The organism is Mycolicibacterium aurum, assembly GCF_900637195.1.
In the GTDB taxonomy this organism is placed as follows: domain Bacteria; phylum Actinomycetota; class Actinomycetes; order Mycobacteriales; family Mycobacteriaceae; genus Mycobacterium; species Mycobacterium aurum.
On record NZ_LR134356.1, the window covers coordinates 5,980,254 to 5,996,917 of the forward strand.

Sequence of the window (16,664 nt, forward strand, 5' to 3'; positions counted from 1 at the left end):
GCCGCGCTCACGGAGGCGGCGGAGGACCGGGCGGCACCGGCGCACCGGGTACCACCGGGGCGCCGGGCGGCGGTGCGCCGGGAGGCACCGGGGCACCGGGCGCTCCCACGGGTGCCGGTTCAGCGCCGGGCACCGGAGGTGGCGTCGCGGGCACGGTGGTCGGCGGACCCCACGGAATCGTGATGCCCGGCGCGATCTCCAGCGTCGGCTGAATCACGGTCTCCGACGGCGGTGGCGGCGCGGTCGGTGACGGCGGTGGCGGCGGCGCCTGGGGCACCCCGGCGTAACCACCGATCTCCTCGGGCTTGGGGAACGTCTCGTTGTCGGTGCCGTCCAGCGCACCGTCCATCGTGGCCTTCCAGATCTGGCCAGGCAGACCCGAGCCGTAGACCGCCCCACCGGATTCGTTCACCAGCGGCTGGGTGCCGTCGGTGGTGCCCACCCAGACCGCCGTGGACAGCGACGGCGTGAAGCCGACCATCCACGCGTCCCGGTTGTCGCCGGTATCGCCGAGCTGATTGGTGCCGGTCTTGGCGGCCGACGGGCGGCCACCCGCCAGCGACCTGCCCGAGTAGCCGGCGATCGGCTGCATCGCGGCGATGACGTTGTCGGCCACCTTCTTGTCGATGCGCTGCTCGCCGCTGCCGTCCTCCTGCGTCGCGTCGAAGAGGACATCGCCCTCGGCGTTGACGACCTTCTGCACGAAATGCGGCTTGTGATAGGTGCCCGACGCGGCGATCGTCGCGTACGCCGACGCCATGTCCAGCACGCGGGACTGGTACTGCCCCAGCACGATCCCGTTGTTCGGCGGCCCGCCCTGGCCGTCCTCGGACAGCGTGTGTTCCACCCCGGGGATGCTCTCGGCGATACCCGCCTGGTGTGCCGCGTCGGCGACGTCCTGCGGCCCGTTCTTGAGCTGCAGCATCAACCGGTAATAGCTGGTGTTCAGTGACCGCTTCAACGCCTCGGCGATGTTGCAGGTACCGCAACTTCCGCCCTCGACGTTGGAGATCTTGATGCCGTTGACCTCGACCGGTGAGCTGTCGACCTGGTAGCCCAGGCCCATCCCCTGCTGCAGTGCCGCGACGAGCGCGAACACCTTGAACGACGACCCTGTGGGCAACCCCGCCTGGGCGAAGTCGAATCCGTTGGCGTCCGAGCCGCCGTAGTAGGCCTTGACGCCGCCGGTCTTCGGGTCGATCGAGACCACCGCGGTGCGCATGTCGGGCTGCTGACCGTCCATGTACTCCTCGACCGCATCGAGTGCCGCGGCCTGCGCCTTGGGATCGATCGTCGTGGTGATCTGCAGGCCCTCGGTGTTGAGCGCCTGCTCGCTGATGTTGAAGATCTCGAGCAGCTCATTGACGACCTGGCGCTCGATGAGGCCGTTGGGGCCGGTGGTCTGGTTCTGCGTACCCGCCGCATCTGGCGGAATCGTCGGCGGAAACACCTGCGCGGCGCGGTCGGTCGCCGACAGCGCACCGATGTCGACCATTCCGTCGAGCACCCAGTTCCACCGCACCGCAGCCCCGTCGGGGTCGACGGCGGGATCGAGCCCCGACGGCCGCTGGATCAGCGCCGCCAACAGTGCGCCTTCGGCGACGGTGAGCTGTTCGACCGGTTTGTTGAAGTACGCCTGTGACGCGGCTGCCACGCCGTAGGCGCCGCGTCCGAAGTAGATGATGTTCAGGTAGGACTCCAGCACCTGGTCCTTGGACCATTCGCTGGACATCTTGGTGGAGATCACCAGTTCCTTGGCCTTGCGGATCACCCCGCCGAGACCCGACCGCGCGTCGCCGACGAGGGCGTTCTTCACGTACTGCTGCGTGATGGTCGAACCGCCCTGCAGGTCACCACCGAAGATGTTGTTCTTGAACGCGCGCAGGAACCCGGTGAACGAGAACCCCGGGTTGGAGTAGAAGTCCCTGTCCTCGGCGGCCATCACCGCGTCGCGGACGTGCACCGGGATCTGATCGATCTTGACGTCGATCCGGTTACCTTCCGGCGGAACGATTCTCGCGATCTCGCTGCCGTCGCTGGCAAGGATGGTCGACACCTGCGCGGTGCGGACGTCGCCGGGCTTGGGGACGTCGACGATCATGTACGCCATCCCGAACGTCAGCAGCGGGAGCACGATGAGCGCCACCGCGGCCACGGCGGCACCGCGCCGCACCCACTTCCAGTTGATCTGCTCGCGGATGGTGCGCTTCGGCCCGGTCGGTCCGCCACCGGTGGGTCCGCCGCCCGGTCCGCGTGGGGGCGGTGGCTGCTTGGGCGGGCCCGGGTTGGGCGGGCCCGGGTTGCCCGGACGTTGGCTGCCTCGCTCGTGCCGCCCGCGTCCGCCCAGTGCCCGTGAGACGTCGTCGATCGGGTCCCGCAGGTGCGGCGGCACCCCGTCGCGCACCGGCGGCAACACCGCGGTGTGCCGGTCGTCCGGCGGCACCGGACGCGGCCCGCCCGGTCCTCCCGGGCTCGGGGCCGGTGGCCGATGACGGCCACTGTCGCCGGGACGGCGCCCGGCGGGGTCAGGTCGGTTCTGGGGATTTCGCGCGCCCATGCTCTCGGCTGCCTTCTGCCCGTCGCGGGCGTCGTCGGCTGACCGGTCGTGGCGCCCGTCGCTATTCACTGGCCGTCCGCGCAGTACCGCGCGCGGTCTGGGTGCGGCGCGGCCCGCGAGACCCCTTCGGGGGCGGGACCGCTCCGAGCACGTAGGACTTGACCAGATGGTTCCAGCTGCACGTGCGACATACCTCCACCACGTGTACCGAGAATTCGTCGTACTTGGTGGCCAGCAGGACCAGCTCCTCTGCGGTTCGCGCGGATCCCGACACCGCGCCGAGGTGGTCGCCGAACACCCACGACACCAGCGTCAGTTGTTCTTTCCGGCAGATCGGGCACATCACCGAGCTGGGCTTGCCGTGGAATTTTGCCGCCCTCAGCAAGTACGGGTTGGCGTCGCACACCTCCGAGACGCCGGTGCGTCCCGAGTAGACCTCGGCCAGCAGGGACCGCCGCCGAAGGGCGTAATCCACCACCTGTCGCTGCAATCGCACGAGGACCAGAGTACGTCGGCCCTTGGGGCACCGAGGCTCGACGTGCGTCCCGAGATCGCAACGACGGGAATCTGCGTGCCGCCGGAATCCGGTCTGGCCTGCGCCGTCGCGGGGCGAACTCTTACGATCTTGAACGTGGCCACGGGCAGCACGGGACGACGCACGTCGTGGATGCGGGCAAAAGACAGTGACCGCAACGACACCTGCCAGATCCTCGACGCCGCCCTGGCCGAGGGACAGCTGTCGATGGCCGAGCACGGCGAGCGGGTCAAGACCGCCACCACCGCCTCGACGCTGGGGCAGCTCCAAGACCTGGTGTCGGATCTGCAGTCCAAAGAGTCGGCGACACCGGTGATCACCAAGGTCATCAACCGACGCACCCCCGGCACCGGCGGAGGCTGGGCGATCAAGGCGGCCATGGCCGGTGTGCTCGTCGTTCTCGGCATCGCGATCGGCTGGGGTCTCTACGGCAACTCCTCGTCCCCGCTCAGCTTCGAGACCGACCCGGGCGCCAAGGACGACGGAATTCCCGCGACCGTGCTCACCCCGCCGAGGCAACTGCAATCACTCGGCGGCTTCACCGGACTGTTCGAGCAGATGCGCAAGAAGTTCGGCAGCACGATGGGCTACGAGCTGGACATCCACGAGGACATGGCCTACCTGGACCGCCCGGATCCGCAGGACAACCGCCGCAGCCTCACCTACTACTACCGCGGCGGCTGGGGTGACCCGAGCGGCTCACCATCGGCCGTCAGCGCCGACGAGCGCTTGGTGGACCTGGCGGCGTTCGACTACGAGAAGACCCTCGGCATCCTGCGGGGTGCGCCGGAGACCGTCGGGATGGACCGTGCCGACATCACCGACACCTGGTTGCGGATCGAAGCCGGTGAGGATCCGGGCACACCGGACGCTGTGACCGTCGAGATCATCGTGAGCAGCGACTTCGGCAACGGACGCATCGAGCTGTACCCGGACGGGAGCACCAAGGCCATCTGGCCCGCCAACCGCTGAACCACACTGACAGCGTTCTCTCAGAGCACCCATGTGGCGCTCAATATATCGGCGCGATACAGTTGCGCGAGGTGTTGAGCCGTCGTAACGGCGCAGACGTGGACGTCATCGGAAGGAGGTGCCCGGATGCTTGAGCTCGCCATCCTGGGGCTGCTCCAGGAATCGCCGATGCACGGCTACGAGCTCCGCAAGCGGCTGACGGGGCTTTTGGGGGCGTTCCGCGCCTTTTCCTACGGCTCGCTGTATCCGGCGTTGCGGCGGATGCAGACCGACGGACTGATCGTCGAGGATGCCGCCCCCGAGGGCTCGGTGAAGGTGCGACGCGCTCGGCGGGTGTACCAGCTCACCGAGTCCGGCAAGCAGCGCTTCACCGAGTTGGTGGCCGACACCGGTCCCCAGAACTTCTCCGACGACGGCTTCGGGGTGCACCTCGCGTTCTTCAACCGGACCCCTGCGGAGGCCCGGATGCGGATCCTGGAGGGCCGTCGCCGCCAGGTGGAGGAGCGTCGCGAAGGTCTGCGCGAAGCAGTGGCACGGGCCAGCAACTCACTCGATCGATACACCAAGCAGCTCCACCAGCTGGGGCTGGAATCCAGTGAGCGCGAAGTGAATTGGCTCAACGAGTTGATCGCAGCGGAGAAGTCGGCGCAGGGCCGCGCCGAACAGACGTGAGAAGCCGCTCCCTTGGAGCACACCGTAATTCCCAAACAGGCAGTGAAGTAGGACAGAGGAGAGAGCCGTCATGACCGAAAGTTTTGACGTCCGGGTCGCGATCGTCGGCGTGGGCAACTGCGCGTCCTCGCTCGTACAGGGCGTGCAGTACTACAAGGACGCGGACGAGAACGCCACCGTTCCCGGCCTGATGCACGTCAAGCTGGGCCGGTACCACGTCCGCGACGTCAAGTTCGTCGCCGCGTTCGACGTGGACGCCAAGAAGGTCGGCTTCGACCTCTCCGAGGCCATCTTCGCCTCCGAGAACAACACCATCAAGATCGCCGACGTGCCGCCGACCGACGTGACGGTGCAGCGCGGCCCGACGCTCGACGGCATCGGCAAGTACTACGCCGAGACCATCGAGGTGTCCGACTCCGATCCGGTCGACGTCGTGAAGGTGCTCAAGGACGCGAACGTCGACGTGCTGGTGTCCTACCTGCCCGTCGGCTCCGATGAGGCCGACAAGTTCTACGCCCAGTGCGCCATCGACGCCGGCGTGGCATTCGTCAACGCGCTCCCGGTGTTCATCGCCTCCGATCCCGAGTGGGCCAAGAAGTTCGAAGACGCCGGCGTCCCGATCGTCGGCGACGACATCAAGAGCCAGGTCGGCGCCACCATCACCCACCGCGTGATGGCCAAGCTGTTCGAGGACCGCGGCGTCACGCTGGACCGCACCTACCAGCTCAACGTCGGCGGCAACATGGACTTCAAGAACATGCTGGAGCGCGACCGTCTGCAGTCCAAGAAGGTCTCCAAGACCCAGGCCGTGACGTCCAACCTCACTGGCTCGCTGGCCGACAAGATCGAGGACAGGAACGTTCACATCGGCCCGTCCGACCACGTCGCGTGGCTCGACGACCGCAAGTGGGCGTACGTCCGCCTCGAAGGCCGCGCCTTCGGTGACGTGCCGCTGAACCTGGAGTACAAGCTCGAGGTGTGGGACTCGCCGAACTCGGCGGGCATCATCATCGATGCCGTGCGTGCGGCCAAGATCGCCAAGGATCGCGGTATCGGCGGACCGATCGAGGCCGCGTCGGCCTACCTGATGAAGAGCCCGCCCAAGCAGCTCGCCGACGACATCGCCCGCGTGCAGCTGGAGAAGTTCATCGAAGGCTAGTTTCTGCTTTCCCGCCGAGAGTGCGGGGAGAGCGCGTTTCTTCGTGACATCGCGATCTCCCCGCACTGTCGCGTTGACGCAACGACGGATTGGCGGTAGCGGTGGACGACCTGATACTCGACCACGAGATCGTCGACGACGTGCTCGAGGGCTTTGGTGACGCGCTGGGCGCCGACACGATCCGCTACCGCAACCACGTCTACCGGGGCTTGAACTACCAGCGAAAGCTGCTCACCACCAACGCCATTCCCGACGAAGTAGCCGTTGCCTGGGCACTGCACGACATGGGGCTGTGGACCTCCGGCTGGGACTACATCCCGCCCTCGATGAAGCACCTCGCAGAGTTGGCTCCCAGGTACGGACTTCGCCAGGTGGATCGCGCACTGCACATGGTGGAGCAGCACCACAAGGTCCGGCGATGCCAGGACGAGTGGGTGGAAACCTTCCGGATCGCCGATCGCATCGACGTCGCGAGAGGACACCTGCGCAGCGGACTGACGCGTACTGACATCCGGTCAGTGGTAAAAGCCTTTCCCTACAACGGATTCCACGGACTACTGGTTCGCAACGGCGCTCGATGGGCAGCGACACACCCGCTGAGACCACTCCCGATGCTGCGATGGTGACTGCCCGGTGAGGTACTACTTGTCCCGCCGTCAGGGAAGGTGTTCGCGGTAGAAGTCGGCCAGCCGGTCGACGGCCTGATCGACGTACTCGGGAACGTCGTACATCTCGTAGTGCCCGGCACCCTCGACAATCATGAGATCGACCGGGTTCGGCGCGAGCTGCCAGAGCTTCATGCCCGCCTCATACGATCCTGTGACCCCTTTGCGGCCGGCAAGGATGACCTGCAGCGGTTGGGTCAGAAGCTGCTCGACGAGGTGGAACGCGTCGTAGCCCAACAGCAGTGCGTCACTTCGCGCCAGGCGTCGATTCGTCGAGCGCGGGTGTCCCCCGCGCGTCGTCCGGTAGTACTCGATCGCCTGTGTGTTGTCGATGTCGGTGATACCGGCGGCCGCGGCCTCGTCCAGCGTGTCGGGCAGCCAGTTGAGACGGTCCAGGTTGCCGGACTGGGCTTCACGAGACCGTTCGGCGGCGAGGCGGTCCAGCGCAGCGGCGGGACCGTCGGGTGCGAAAGCCTCGGAGCGCCAGCTGTCGCCCATGTTGCCGGCGACCACGGTGCCGACCGCCCGGATCCTGTGGTCGGTGCGTGCGGTGTGTACCGCGTACCCGCCGCCGGCGCAGATACCGAGCACGCCGATGCGGTCCGGTGCCACGCCAGGAACTGTCTCCAGTGCGTCGATCACGTAAGAGATGTCCTCCCCGCGCCGGTACGGATCCTCCAGGTCTCGCGGCTCCCCGCCGCTGGCTCCCTGGTATGCCGGATCGAAGACGAGGGCGGCGACACCGCGGGCAGCGAGCCGCGACGCGTAGTTCGCCCCGATCTGCTCCTTCACGCTGCTGCCCGGTGTCGACAGCACCACGGCAGGAAATTCGCGTGTCCCGTCGAAGTCGTCCGGAAGGTGCAGCACGGCGGCGAGGTCAAACGGTCCGCGCGGGATGGTCATCGGCGAGGTGGTCACAGTTCGGTGCCTTTCCGGTCGACGGTTCGTAGAGCAACTGGCTTCACGGCGCGTCCATTCCGGCGTGCGCCAGGGGCAGAGGCGACGATCAGAATTGACTGACTCCGCCGTCGACGTAGACCTCGGCGCCGGTCATGAACGAGCTACCGTCGGACGCGAGGAAGGCCACCACACTGCCGATCTCCTCGGGGCGGGCCCGGCGCTTCATCGGCACCGTGGAGGTCAGGTCGGCCAGCGCGTCGTCGGCTTCGGAGAACAGGTCGGCCAGACCCGGAGTCTGCGTGAGCCCCGGGGCGACGACGTTGACGCGGATACCGCGGTCGACGAGCTCGGCGGCCCAGCTGCGCGCCAGAGATCTGATCGCGGCCTTCGACGCCGCGTAGACGCTCGCCCCGGGCGCGGCTTTCACGTCGCCGTTGGAACCGCACAGGATGATCGATGCGCCGTCGTTGAGCAGCGGAAGGGCAGCCTGCACCGCGAAGATCACTCCCCCGACGTTGGTGTTGAAGATCGTGGTGTGGTGTTCCCAGGTGAGATTCCCGAGCGTCGCGAACTCGTTGATGCCCGCGTTGGCGAAGACGACGTCGAGGCGCCGTCCGGTGGCTTTGATGGTGGCGGCGACACGGTCGAGATCGGCCTGCACGGTGACGTCGGCCCGAATGGCACTGGCGTGTTCGGCGCCGATACCTGCGACGGCGTCCTCGAGGGCGTCCTGGCGGCGACCCACCAGGAAGACGTAGGCCCCTTCCTCGGCGAGTGCCCGTGCTCCGGCGAGCCCGATTCCCGACGTCGCTCCGGTGACGAGTGCTGTCTTGCCTGTCAGGTCTGGCATGAGTCCTCCCCTGTTTTGTACCGATCGGTTGCATCCCGACCGTACCAGTTTTGTACCGATCGGTAGTAGTCGAGGGTTCGGCGCTAGGATCGCGAGCATGGGCGCAGAAGAGAGGTCTGCCGGCGGGCGGCCACGCGCCTTCGACGAGGATCAGGCGCTCGACAGCGCCATCGACGTGTTCTGGCGTCTCGGCTACGAAGGTGCGTCACTCGCCGAACTGACGAACGCCATGGGTATCAATAGGCCCAGCCTGTACGCGGTCTTCGGCAGCAAGGAAGAACTTTTCATCCGTGCTCTGCAGCGCTACGGCACGACCTACCACGAGCATCTGGGTCAACTGCTGTCGCGGCCCGGCGCCTACCAGGTGCTCGAGTCATATCTGCGCGCCACCGCGAACGCTGTGCGCGCGGGAAGTGCGCCGGGGTGCCTGTCCATCCAGGGCGGCCTGTCCTGCGGGCCGAACAACGCACGCATACCGCGACTACTCGCCGAATACCGCCACAGTATCGAAGCCGCCGTCGCGGACGCACTGGCCCGAACCGAGGATGCGGCCGGCATCGACACCGCAGCCTTGGCGGGATACGCCGTCACGATCGGACAGGGTCTCGCCGTGGATGCCGCAGGCGGTGTGCCGCAGGCGAGGCTGGATGCCGTGGTCGACGTGGCGTTGGCCGGCCTCGCGACGATGCTTCCGCCCGCACGCCGAGGTCGTCAGAAGCCATAGCCCAATTCGGCGGGGACGTCCGACGCGAACGCCGCGTCCAGCTGCGCGACGAGCGCCGGGTCGGCACGAAGTCGGCCCGCCGTCGCGAACGACGACGCACGGTGCGTGCCGAGATACAGACTGCCCAGCACCGACAGGTCCATCTGCACGTCGGCAGCCGTGTCGGTGGGTGCACAGCGGGCGCGGCCGTCCCGGATGTCCAGCGCGAATCGGCCGCCGCCGCCCAGGATCCGATCCGAAATGTCCAGCACCACAGAAAGATCCGCAGAATAGGTGCGCGCCTGCACCGCGGCCGGGATGTCGAGTATTCGCAGCCACAGCCCGTCCTCACTGTCCGTCGTGCGCACCAGTCGGGAATCGGTCAGCAGATACGGCAGGACGTGGCCCGGATGGGTCGCGAGCGTGACCGTCTCCATCAGGTCCAGCCCGAGCAGTGTCCGCCACAACGCGATGTACGCCTCCGGTGTCGCCGCGGCGAGCTTGGTGATCTCGACGGTGTCTTTGCGCTTTCCGGTGTGCACCCGGTACAGCGCGAACCCGTTCGGGTGCAGCAGGCAGAAGAACTCGCTGCCGCCGTGGCGGGACGCCTCGCGGTCGGCGAGGATCTCGTCCCACAGCGACGCCGGGGTGGGAAGCCCACCCGGGGTCTGCAGCCGCCACCGCTCGTAGATGTCGGCGAGTTCACCGCGGTGCTCGGCGGGACGGACGATCCGGACACCACCGGGATCGGGAACGTCGGCATGGAAACGCGCCTGCCCGCGATCGATGGCCATGCTCTCCCAGACCGTCGCCGGGCCGTAGCCGAACCTTCCGTAGATGCCGCCCTCGCTGGCTTCCAGGCCGGCGATCGGATAACTGCCCATGCGCCGGTGCAATTCGGCGAACATTCCGCGCAGGGCGCCGCGCCGGCGATGGGTCGGGGCGACGGCCACCCACGACACACCGGCCATCGGCAGCACCGCACCTCCCGGCACCGTCAGCGCCAGGTCGAGGAACAGTGCCACGCCCACCACATCGTCGCCGTCGCACGCGACGACCGCACCGTCGGGCGGCACCATGGAACGCCAGACCTCACTGGTCTCCTGGGGGCGGAAGACCCCGAAGCCCGTCGCGGCAACCAGTGCCATCGCCGACCAGTCTGCGTCGTCGGCGGTGCGGATCGTCAGTGGCTGTGTGTGCGTCACGTTGATCGACGGTGGCACACCCGCGGTCGGACCGCACGCCATTTTCACCGGGTGCGTACTGTCAAGCCATGGTGGAGATCTCCGACGACGAACTGCCGAGCCTCGGTGAGTTCGCCCTTCTGCCCGAGAACGCCGAACAGGCCGGGGTCACCAGGATTCCGAGCGCCGAACGTATCGATGCCGGTCCCGTCAGCGCGCTGAAATTCGGCGACGACGCGCCCCGGGTGGTCTTCCTGCACGGCGGCGGCCAGAACGCCCATACCTGGGACACGGTGATCGTCGGACTCGGGGTGCCTGCACTCGCTGTCGACCTGCCGGGCCATGGCCGGTCCGCATGGCGCGAGGACGGCGACTACGGGCCGAAGCTCAATGCCGGCGCCGTCGAGCCGGTGGTACGTGAGCTCGCCGGCGACGCCGAGCTGGTCGTGGGGATGTCGCTGGGGGGCCTCACCGCGTTGCGGCTCGCGGTGACCGCGTCCGAGCTGGTCCGCCGGCTCGTGATGGTCGATGTGACGCCGTCGGCGCCGGAACGGCACACCGAGATGACCGACGCCCAGAAGGGCACGGTGGCCCTGGTGCAGGGCGACCGGTCGTTCCCGTCGTTCGACGCGATGCTCGAGGTGACGGTAGCCGCCGCACCGCACCGCGACCGTAAATCACTGCGTCGCGGCGTCTTCCACAACGCCAAGCGCCTGGATGACGGCACCTGGACGTGGCGCTATGACAGCATCCGCAAGGGCGAAGGGTTCGAGGGGTTGTGGGACGACGTCCCCAATCTCACGACGCCGACCACCCTGATCCGGGGCGCCAACTCGTTCTTCGTCAACGATGACGACGCCGACGCGTTCGCCAGGACGGCGCCGGGATTCCGGCGCGTCCACATCGTCGAGAACTCCGGGCATTCGGTGCAGAGCGACCAGCCACGCGCGCTGGTGGAGCTGCTGCGCGGCGTGCTCAGCGAGTGAGCGCGACCACCGGCACCACGGTGTAGCCCAGGTCCTTGAAGATGCCCACCTCCACCGGACTCAACACTCGCACCCCGTTGCCGCCGTCCAACTTCGGGTTCATCAGAACGTTGCCGAAGGTGAACAGGTCGAGGTGGGTCAAAGAGCTGCCGGCCGCCACCGGATTCGGCGTGAACAGCCGGACAAGTTCGCCGCCGTTGGCCGCGACGGCATTCGCGCCGCCGAAGAACAGCCCGCCGTTGTCGCCGACAACGTTGCGCTGATAGTCCGGATTGATCGTGAAGTCGTTGGTGAACAGACTGTTTCGGTCATCTGTCACGACGAACCTCGCGAAGTCGTGCCACCGCCCGTTCACGCCGCTTCCGAAGGCGAAGCCGAATGAGTGCAGGAGCTCATGCATGATCGTGGTGGTGAAGTCGTACCGGTTACCGGCTACGGTATCGCCGTACGCGAACGGCTTCGCGAAGTTCACGTTGATGTAGCCGTCGGCCTGGGGGCCGTTCAGGTCTTCGCCGGTGATGATCTCGTGCTGAATCCGGGTGCGCCAGAATCCGTTCTGATCGTTGGTGAGCAGTCCGAAGGCGTTGGCGAGGGTGGCCGACGACGCGTCGCTGAAGCCTGCCACGTCGTAGGTGAGGACTACCGGTGCGACGACCCGGAAATTCTCGATAAGCAGATTCGCGGCGCGCTGGAGCGCGCCCCGACTTTCGTCGTTCCAGTAGTCGCGGCCGGAGGTGTAGGCGAAGTCGAAGACGACGGCACCCTGGTTGACCAGAGACGTGGCCCGTCCACTGGCCAGCGGTCGCAGCGGTTGCAGCAGGTTGATGTGCAGACCGAGGTCGATCGCGGCGATGTAGAACGTGTCCACTCCGGTGAAGTCGTCGCCAGGGGTGTAGGTGTAGGTGCCGTCGGCGTTGATCGTGACCGTGCCCGTCTTCGGCGCCCTCGTCATGAGGTAGATCAGCCGGTCACCGTCGGGATCCACTCCACCCAGGCTGCCGATCACCGGACCCGTGATGACGCCGGCGATCTGGACGGGTGCCACCGTGGGCGCCTGGTTGAAGAACGTGCGGCGCATCGCCAGGAAGGACGCCTGCAGCCGCTCCTTGCCGGCGTCGGAGATCTGCAGTGAATCCACCCATGCCTGATGCTTGTCCGTCCACGCCTGCAGAACAGCGGCCACTCTCTTCTGGTACTCGCTCTGCTCCGACACATAGGGCGGCGGTTGCGTCGCGGACGCCGCTGCCCTCTCGGACGAGTCCGGTACGGCTGCGGCGCTGTGGGTTTCGCGCGTGACCGGTTCGGGTTCGGTGTACTCGCGTTCCGCGGTGGTGACGACCTCGAGCTCCACCTCGACGCCGGTGAGATCCTCGACGACGACGGCGTCGTCGACGGCGTCGATCTCCGTGGCGCCCTCGCCGGCGTCGTCCGCGTCGCCAGGTTCTTCAGCGTCTTCTTCAGCGGCGTCGGCGGCGTCAGCGGCGTCGGCGGCGTCAGCGTCGTCGGCGGCGTCAGCGGCGTCAGCGGCGTCAGCGTCTTCGGACTCGCTGTCCTCGGGTTCACTCGCCTCGTCCGCGCCAGCCGCGTCGCTCTGCCCCGACGATCGTGCGGGGGCCGCATCGCCCGACTCGGACGGCCCTGCCGACGCGGAGGATTCGCTACCCGTGTCAGCGGTCGCTGTGCCCACGTCAGGACTCAGCAGACTGAACCCGAGCAACGCCGCGCCCATGCCTGCGGACGCGGCTCCCAGCCTCAGCCAGCGCCGGACAGCGAAATTCTCCGACTTGCGGTGACGGCCCGCTCTACGGATGGACGACGACTCCTCGGCATGCCCTGCCATGGATCCCCCAACGATTCCCTCGGACACCTTGTCGGTGAAACAAACTGACTACCAGTGGGTTTGGAAGTACCGGCGTAGGCATCACGATGACGGCGCAGCAGCAGCCGGCGCCTGTCGGCCAAGTCCGGCCGAACACGCCGCTGCGTGCCGTGTCGCAATTGTCCCCCGCGTTACTTTCCTGGGAAAGTTTATACCGCAACCTTCGGGAGTTTGCTGGCAAATCAGGACGCCATATGTCCGCGTCCGTCGTCGACGGCGCCGGCTCCTAGCGCGACACCGACTTGTCCTTGCGCCGCGGCCGGGCCAGGAATAGGAAACCGAGCAGCGCCATACCGTAGGGCGGCGATTCCGGCATCACCACGTGGTAGCCCAGATCCCTGAGAATCGCGAGCTCGAGCTCACTGAACACCGTGGTAGCGGGACCCTTGCCTTCCGAGGAGTTCATGATCTTGTGATCGTCACCGGTGTAGGTGTCGTCGTCGAGATGCGACATCGAACTGCCCTGGCTCCACTCCGCGGGCGTGAACAGCGGCACCAGGTATCCACCGTTCGCCGCGACCGCGTTGCGTCCACCGAAGTACAAGGCGCCGTCCTCGCCGATCAGCTTGGGGTCGTTGAGCGTGGCCCACTCGCCACCGAGGAAGAAGACCCGGGTCCCCCGCACGGTCACGATGTTGCGGTCGAATTGGCTCCGGTTGGCCCCGACGCTCTCTTGTTCGGGTCCTCCCAACGAGGACAGGAAACCGAACGCGTGCATGAGCTCGTGGATGGCCGTGGCGGCGAAATCGTATTCCTCGTCGGAGGGGCTCCCGTCCAGGGACCACTGATGGTCCTCGAAGTTCCACGAGATCGTGCCATCGGCCTTGGAGCCGTTGGCGTCTCGACCCGTCAGCAGTTTCTGCTGTACGACGGTGCGCCAGTACCCCGGCAGGTTGGAGATGTGCGGGCTACCGGCCGACGCCAGCAGGTCATCCGAGTTCTCGATATCCACGTCGAAGGTCAGCGTGACCGGCCGATTCACGCGGAAGTACTCGCCGAGGTTCGCGGCGACCTCTTTGAGCTTGTCCTGGCGTTCGACGGTCCATTCTTCGCCGTCGAAGGTGAAGTCGAACGTGATGGCGTTGTGGTTGATGAGGTTGAACGCACTGGTTCCGATGCCGCGCAACGGGTTCAGGAGGTTGACGTGCAGCCCGGCGTCGATGGCAATCACGCGGAAGGAGTCGACGCCGTCGAAGCGCGCACCGGGGGTGTAGGTGTAGGTCCCGTCGTCGTTGAGCACGACCGAACCCAGCCGCGGCCCGCTGACCAGTCGGTAGCTGATCTCATCGCCGTCGGCGTCCTCGGCGTCGATCCGGCCGGTGATCGCCTCATCGCCGGTCAAGCCGGTCACCTGAACCGGATCGACGGTGGGGGCCTGATTCAGGAAGGTGCGCTTGAACGCCGCGAACGAAGCTTCCAACTCAGCCTTGCGGGCCTCGTCGACATCCAGCGAGTCGACCCACGCCTGATTGCTGGCACTCCAGCTGTCCACGATCTGGGCCACGACCTCGTTCCAGGTCTTTCGGGGCGCCAGTGACGCAGGGGCGGGCGCGGGTGGGCGCGGTGCTGGTGGCGCTGCAGCCTCCTCGTCCTCCTCGCTTTGCTCCTCTTCGCTGTCGGCCGGAGCGTACGGCGGCGACTCCGGCATGACGGTGTCGTAGCCGAGGTCGCGCAGAATCGCAAGCTCGAGTTCACTGAAAACTCTTGGGGCCGGCCCTTGTTCGGTCCCGGAGTTCATGATCTTCTGGTCGTCGCCGGCAAACGTCGCGTCGCTGAGGTGATGAATCGAACTGCCGCCGCTCCAGATCGTGGAGGTGCGCAGCGGAACGAGGTACCCGCCGTAGGCTTCGACGGCGTTGCTGCCGCCGAAGTAGAGGCCGCGGTCGCCGCCGGTGAGTTTCGGATCGTTGACCGTCGACCACTGCAGGTTCGTCAGAACGTTGACGCCATCGGCGGTCACGATGAACCGGTCGTATTCTTCCCGATTCATTCCCTGGTTCTCTCCGGGCGCCTTCAGCGTCGAACCCCAGCCGAACGCGTGCATCAATTCGTGGATGGCCACCGACGTGAAGTCGAACTCCTCCGCGGACACGTCATCGCCCAGCTCCCAGACGTTGCCGTCACCCCAGTTCCACGAGATCAGGCCGTCGGCCTCGTTGCCGTTGGCGTCCTCGCCGGTCTGCAGCTTGTTCTGCACCACCGTGCGCCAGTACCCGGGAGCCGTCGAGATCCGCTCGCTGTCCGCGGACGCGAGAGTCCCCGACTCGTCTTCCTCGTTGACGTTGAACGTCAACGTGACCGCCTTCTTGACACGGAAGTACTCCTGCAGGCTCGCCGCCACCTCTTCCAGCTTCGCCCGGCGCTCGTCGGTCCACTCGTCGCCGTCGTAGGTGAACTCGAACCTGATGGCGTTCTGGTTGATGAGGTTGAACGCGCTCGAGCCGAGCGCGCGGAACGGGTTGAGCAGGTTGATATGCAGACCCGCGTCGATCGCCATCACGCGGAATGTGTCGACGCCGAGGAAACCCTCGCCGGGGGTATAGGTGTATTCGCCCTCGTCGTCGATGACCACCGTGCCGAACTGGGGCCTGCCGACCAGACGATAGACAATCCGATCACCTTCGGCGTCGTCGGCGTTGACCTTGCCCTTGATCTCGCCGTCCAGCAGACCCTCGACCTGGACGGGATCCAGGGTCGGTGCCTGGTTGAAGAAGGTGCGGCGCACCGCCCACATCGTCGCCTCGAGGTTGGCCTTCGTGTCGTCGGAGGCGGGCAGCGTCTTGATCCACGAGATGGTGTCGTCGCTCCAGCGGTCGAGGACATCGGCGACGATGTCATCCCACGTCTTGCGTGGCAGCAGCGACGGGGGCGCGGGCGCCGGCGGCTGTTTGATCTCGGCGGGCGGCTCCTCCTCCTCGTCGTCGACGCCCGCGTCTGCCTCGTCCTCCTCCGCGGCTGTCGGCGCGGCCGGTGCCTGCACCAGCCTGATCTTTGCGGGGCGGTCGTCGGTGACGGTATCGGCTTCAGCGGGGTCCTCGGCCTCGACGGTGTCGCGGCGGGTACTGCCTTGCGTGCCGGTGACGCTGTCGCCGCCGGCGTCTTCGTCTGTGTCGTCGTCTGCGACGTCGGCGTCTTCGTCGGCTGCGTCATCGGTGTCGGCGTCATCGGCCGCGTCGCTTCCGGCCCCGTCCCTCGAGTCGTCATCGCTGTCCGAGGTCTTGCCTGCGGTCTTCTCGGCACCGGTCGAGGATGTCGATTGCGCCGAGGGCGACGACTCCCCTGTGCTGTCCGCCGCCGCCGTCCCGGTCGACGGACCCATCAGGGAGAACCCCAGCAACGCCGCGCCCATACCGGCCGACGCGGCGCCCACCTTGAGCCACTGACGTACCGGGAAGTCATCCGAACGACGCGCACGCCGAGACCGGCTCTGACGCAGTTGATCTTGATTTTTCGGCATGCCTATTGACCCCCTGGTAAGTGTTTGCTGAACGCTATACCGTCGACGACTGTTTTCACAGCAAATTTGTGAATAAGTTTAGTTTTAGCTTCCGGGAGCCGGGTGCGCCGAGGAATCCCCGACAGGTGCGTCAGCTGCTGTTCAC

Annotated in this window: 13 protein-coding genes; 6 read left to right on the forward strand and 7 right to left on the reverse strand. The window is 66.8% G+C overall.

Annotation, left to right across the window (positions count from 1 at the left end; all coding sequences use genetic code 11):
- Nucleotides 1-7: 7 nt before the first annotated feature.
- Both EL337_RS28405 and EL337_RS28410 read right to left on the reverse strand, forming a co-directional pair.
- Nucleotides 8-2,557 carry a transglycosylase domain-containing protein gene (locus EL337_RS28405; protein WP_083443006.1) on the reverse strand — a complete coding sequence of 850 codons (2,550 nt, stop codon included), beginning with the start codon at nt 2,555-2,557 and terminating at the stop codon, nt 8-10.
- A gap of 61 nt (nt 2,558-2,618) precedes the next feature.
- A complete protein-coding gene (locus tag EL337_RS28410) occupies nt 2,619-3,053 on the reverse strand; it encodes a DUF5318 domain-containing protein (RefSeq protein WP_048631488.1) in 435 nt (144 codons plus the stop codon).
- A gap of 135 nt (nt 3,054-3,188) precedes the next feature.
- Here EL337_RS28410 and EL337_RS28415 point away from each other — a divergent pair, with 135 nt between their 5' ends.
- The 4 genes from EL337_RS28415 to EL337_RS28430 all read left to right on the forward strand — a co-directional run bounded on the left by EL337_RS28415 (nt 3,189) and on the right by EL337_RS28430 (nt 6,521).
- Complete coding sequence (locus tag EL337_RS28415) at nt 3,189-4,064, forward strand: DUF1707 SHOCT-like domain-containing protein (RefSeq protein WP_048631489.1); 876 nt, start codon at nt 3,189-3,191, stop codon at nt 4,062-4,064.
- A 126-nt stretch (nt 4,065-4,190) separates the two neighbouring features.
- Complete coding sequence (locus EL337_RS28420) at nt 4,191-4,736, forward strand: PadR family transcriptional regulator (RefSeq protein ID WP_048631490.1); 546 nt, start codon at nt 4,191-4,193, stop codon at nt 4,734-4,736.
- A gap of 70 nt (nt 4,737-4,806) precedes the next feature.
- Nucleotides 4,807-5,895, forward strand: coding sequence for an inositol-3-phosphate synthase (locus EL337_RS28425; RefSeq protein ID WP_048631491.1), 1,089 nt, complete (start codon nt 4,807-4,809; stop codon nt 5,893-5,895).
- A 101-nt stretch (nt 5,896-5,996) separates the two neighbouring features.
- Nucleotides 5,997-6,521 (forward strand): hypothetical protein, encoded by a 525-nt coding sequence (locus tag EL337_RS28430; protein WP_109519812.1) that lies wholly within the window; start codon nt 5,997-5,999, stop codon nt 6,519-6,521.
- A 30-nt stretch (nt 6,522-6,551) separates the two neighbouring features.
- On the opposite strand, the gene EL337_RS28435 is transcribed toward EL337_RS28430, so the two are convergent.
- Nucleotides 6,552-7,478, reverse strand: coding sequence for an alpha/beta hydrolase (locus EL337_RS28435; RefSeq protein WP_197724159.1), 927 nt, complete (start codon nt 7,476-7,478; stop codon nt 6,552-6,554).
- A gap of 88 nt (nt 7,479-7,566) precedes the next feature.
- Nucleotides 7,567-8,310, reverse strand: a complete 744-nt coding sequence (locus tag EL337_RS28440) for an SDR family NAD(P)-dependent oxidoreductase (RefSeq protein WP_048631492.1) — start codon at nt 8,308-8,310, stop codon at nt 7,567-7,569.
- A 97-nt stretch (nt 8,311-8,407) separates the two neighbouring features.
- Between EL337_RS28440 and EL337_RS28445 the strand changes: the two genes are divergently transcribed.
- A complete protein-coding gene (locus EL337_RS28445) occupies nt 8,408-9,034 on the forward strand; it encodes a TetR/AcrR family transcriptional regulator (RefSeq protein ID WP_048631493.1) in 627 nt (208 codons plus the stop codon).
- Here EL337_RS28445 and EL337_RS28450 read toward each other — a convergent pair.
- Nucleotides 9,022-10,260 carry an enhanced intracellular survival protein Eis gene (locus tag EL337_RS28450; RefSeq protein ID WP_048631494.1) on the reverse strand — a complete coding sequence of 413 codons (1,239 nt, stop codon included), beginning with the start codon at nt 10,258-10,260 and terminating at the stop codon, nt 9,022-9,024. The two genes, EL337_RS28445 and EL337_RS28450, sit on opposite strands and share 13 nt — an antisense overlap.
- Nucleotides 10,261-10,286: 26 nt before the next feature.
- Here EL337_RS28450 and EL337_RS28455 point away from each other — a divergent pair, with 26 nt between their 5' ends.
- Entirely contained in the window at nt 10,287-11,183 is an 897-nt protein-coding gene (locus EL337_RS28455) for an Rv0045c family esterase (RefSeq protein ID WP_048631495.1), read from the forward strand.
- On the opposite strand, the gene EL337_RS28870 is transcribed toward EL337_RS28455, so the two are convergent.
- Entirely contained in the window at nt 11,173-13,023 is a 1,851-nt protein-coding gene (locus tag EL337_RS28870) for an Ig-like domain-containing protein (protein ID WP_048631496.1), read from the reverse strand. The genes EL337_RS28455 and EL337_RS28870 overlap by 11 nt on opposite strands.
- Nucleotides 13,024-13,288: 265 nt before the next feature.
- Nucleotides 13,289-16,519, reverse strand: a complete 3,231-nt coding sequence (locus EL337_RS28470; RefSeq protein ID WP_048631497.1) for an Ig-like domain-containing protein — start codon at nt 16,517-16,519, stop codon at nt 13,289-13,291.
- Nucleotides 16,520-16,664 lie beyond the last annotated feature (145 nt).

Bases quoted from the DNA above. Each gene is read 5' to 3' on its own strand.
- EL337_RS28425 (WP_048631491.1), top strand. From the start codon at position 4,807: ATGACCGAAAGTTTTGACGTCCGGGTCGCGATCGTCGGCGTGGGCAAC.
- EL337_RS28405 (WP_083443006.1), bottom strand. From the start codon at position 2,557: ATGGGCGCGCGAAATCCCCAGAACCGACCTGACCCCGCCGGGCGCCGT.
- EL337_RS28455 (WP_048631495.1), top strand. From the start codon at position 10,287: ATGGTGGAGATCTCCGACGACGAACTGCCGAGCCTCGGTGAGTTCGCC.
- EL337_RS28450 (WP_048631494.1), bottom strand. From the start codon at position 10,260: ATGGCGTGCGGTCCGACCGCGGGTGTGCCACCGTCGATCAACGTGACG.
- EL337_RS28420 (WP_048631490.1), top strand. From the start codon at position 4,191: ATGCTTGAGCTCGCCATCCTGGGGCTGCTCCAGGAATCGCCGATGCAC.
- EL337_RS28445 (WP_048631493.1), top strand. From the start codon at position 8,408: ATGGGCGCAGAAGAGAGGTCTGCCGGCGGGCGGCCACGCGCCTTCGAC.
- EL337_RS28470 (WP_048631497.1), bottom strand. From the start codon at position 16,519: ATGCCGAAAAATCAAGATCAACTGCGTCAGAGCCGGTCTCGGCGTGCG.
- EL337_RS28440 (WP_048631492.1), bottom strand. From the start codon at position 8,310: ATGCCAGACCTGACAGGCAAGACAGCACTCGTCACCGGAGCGACGTCG.
- EL337_RS28870 (WP_048631496.1), bottom strand. From the start codon at position 13,023: ATGGCAGGGCATGCCGAGGAGTCGTCGTCCATCCGTAGAGCGGGCCGT.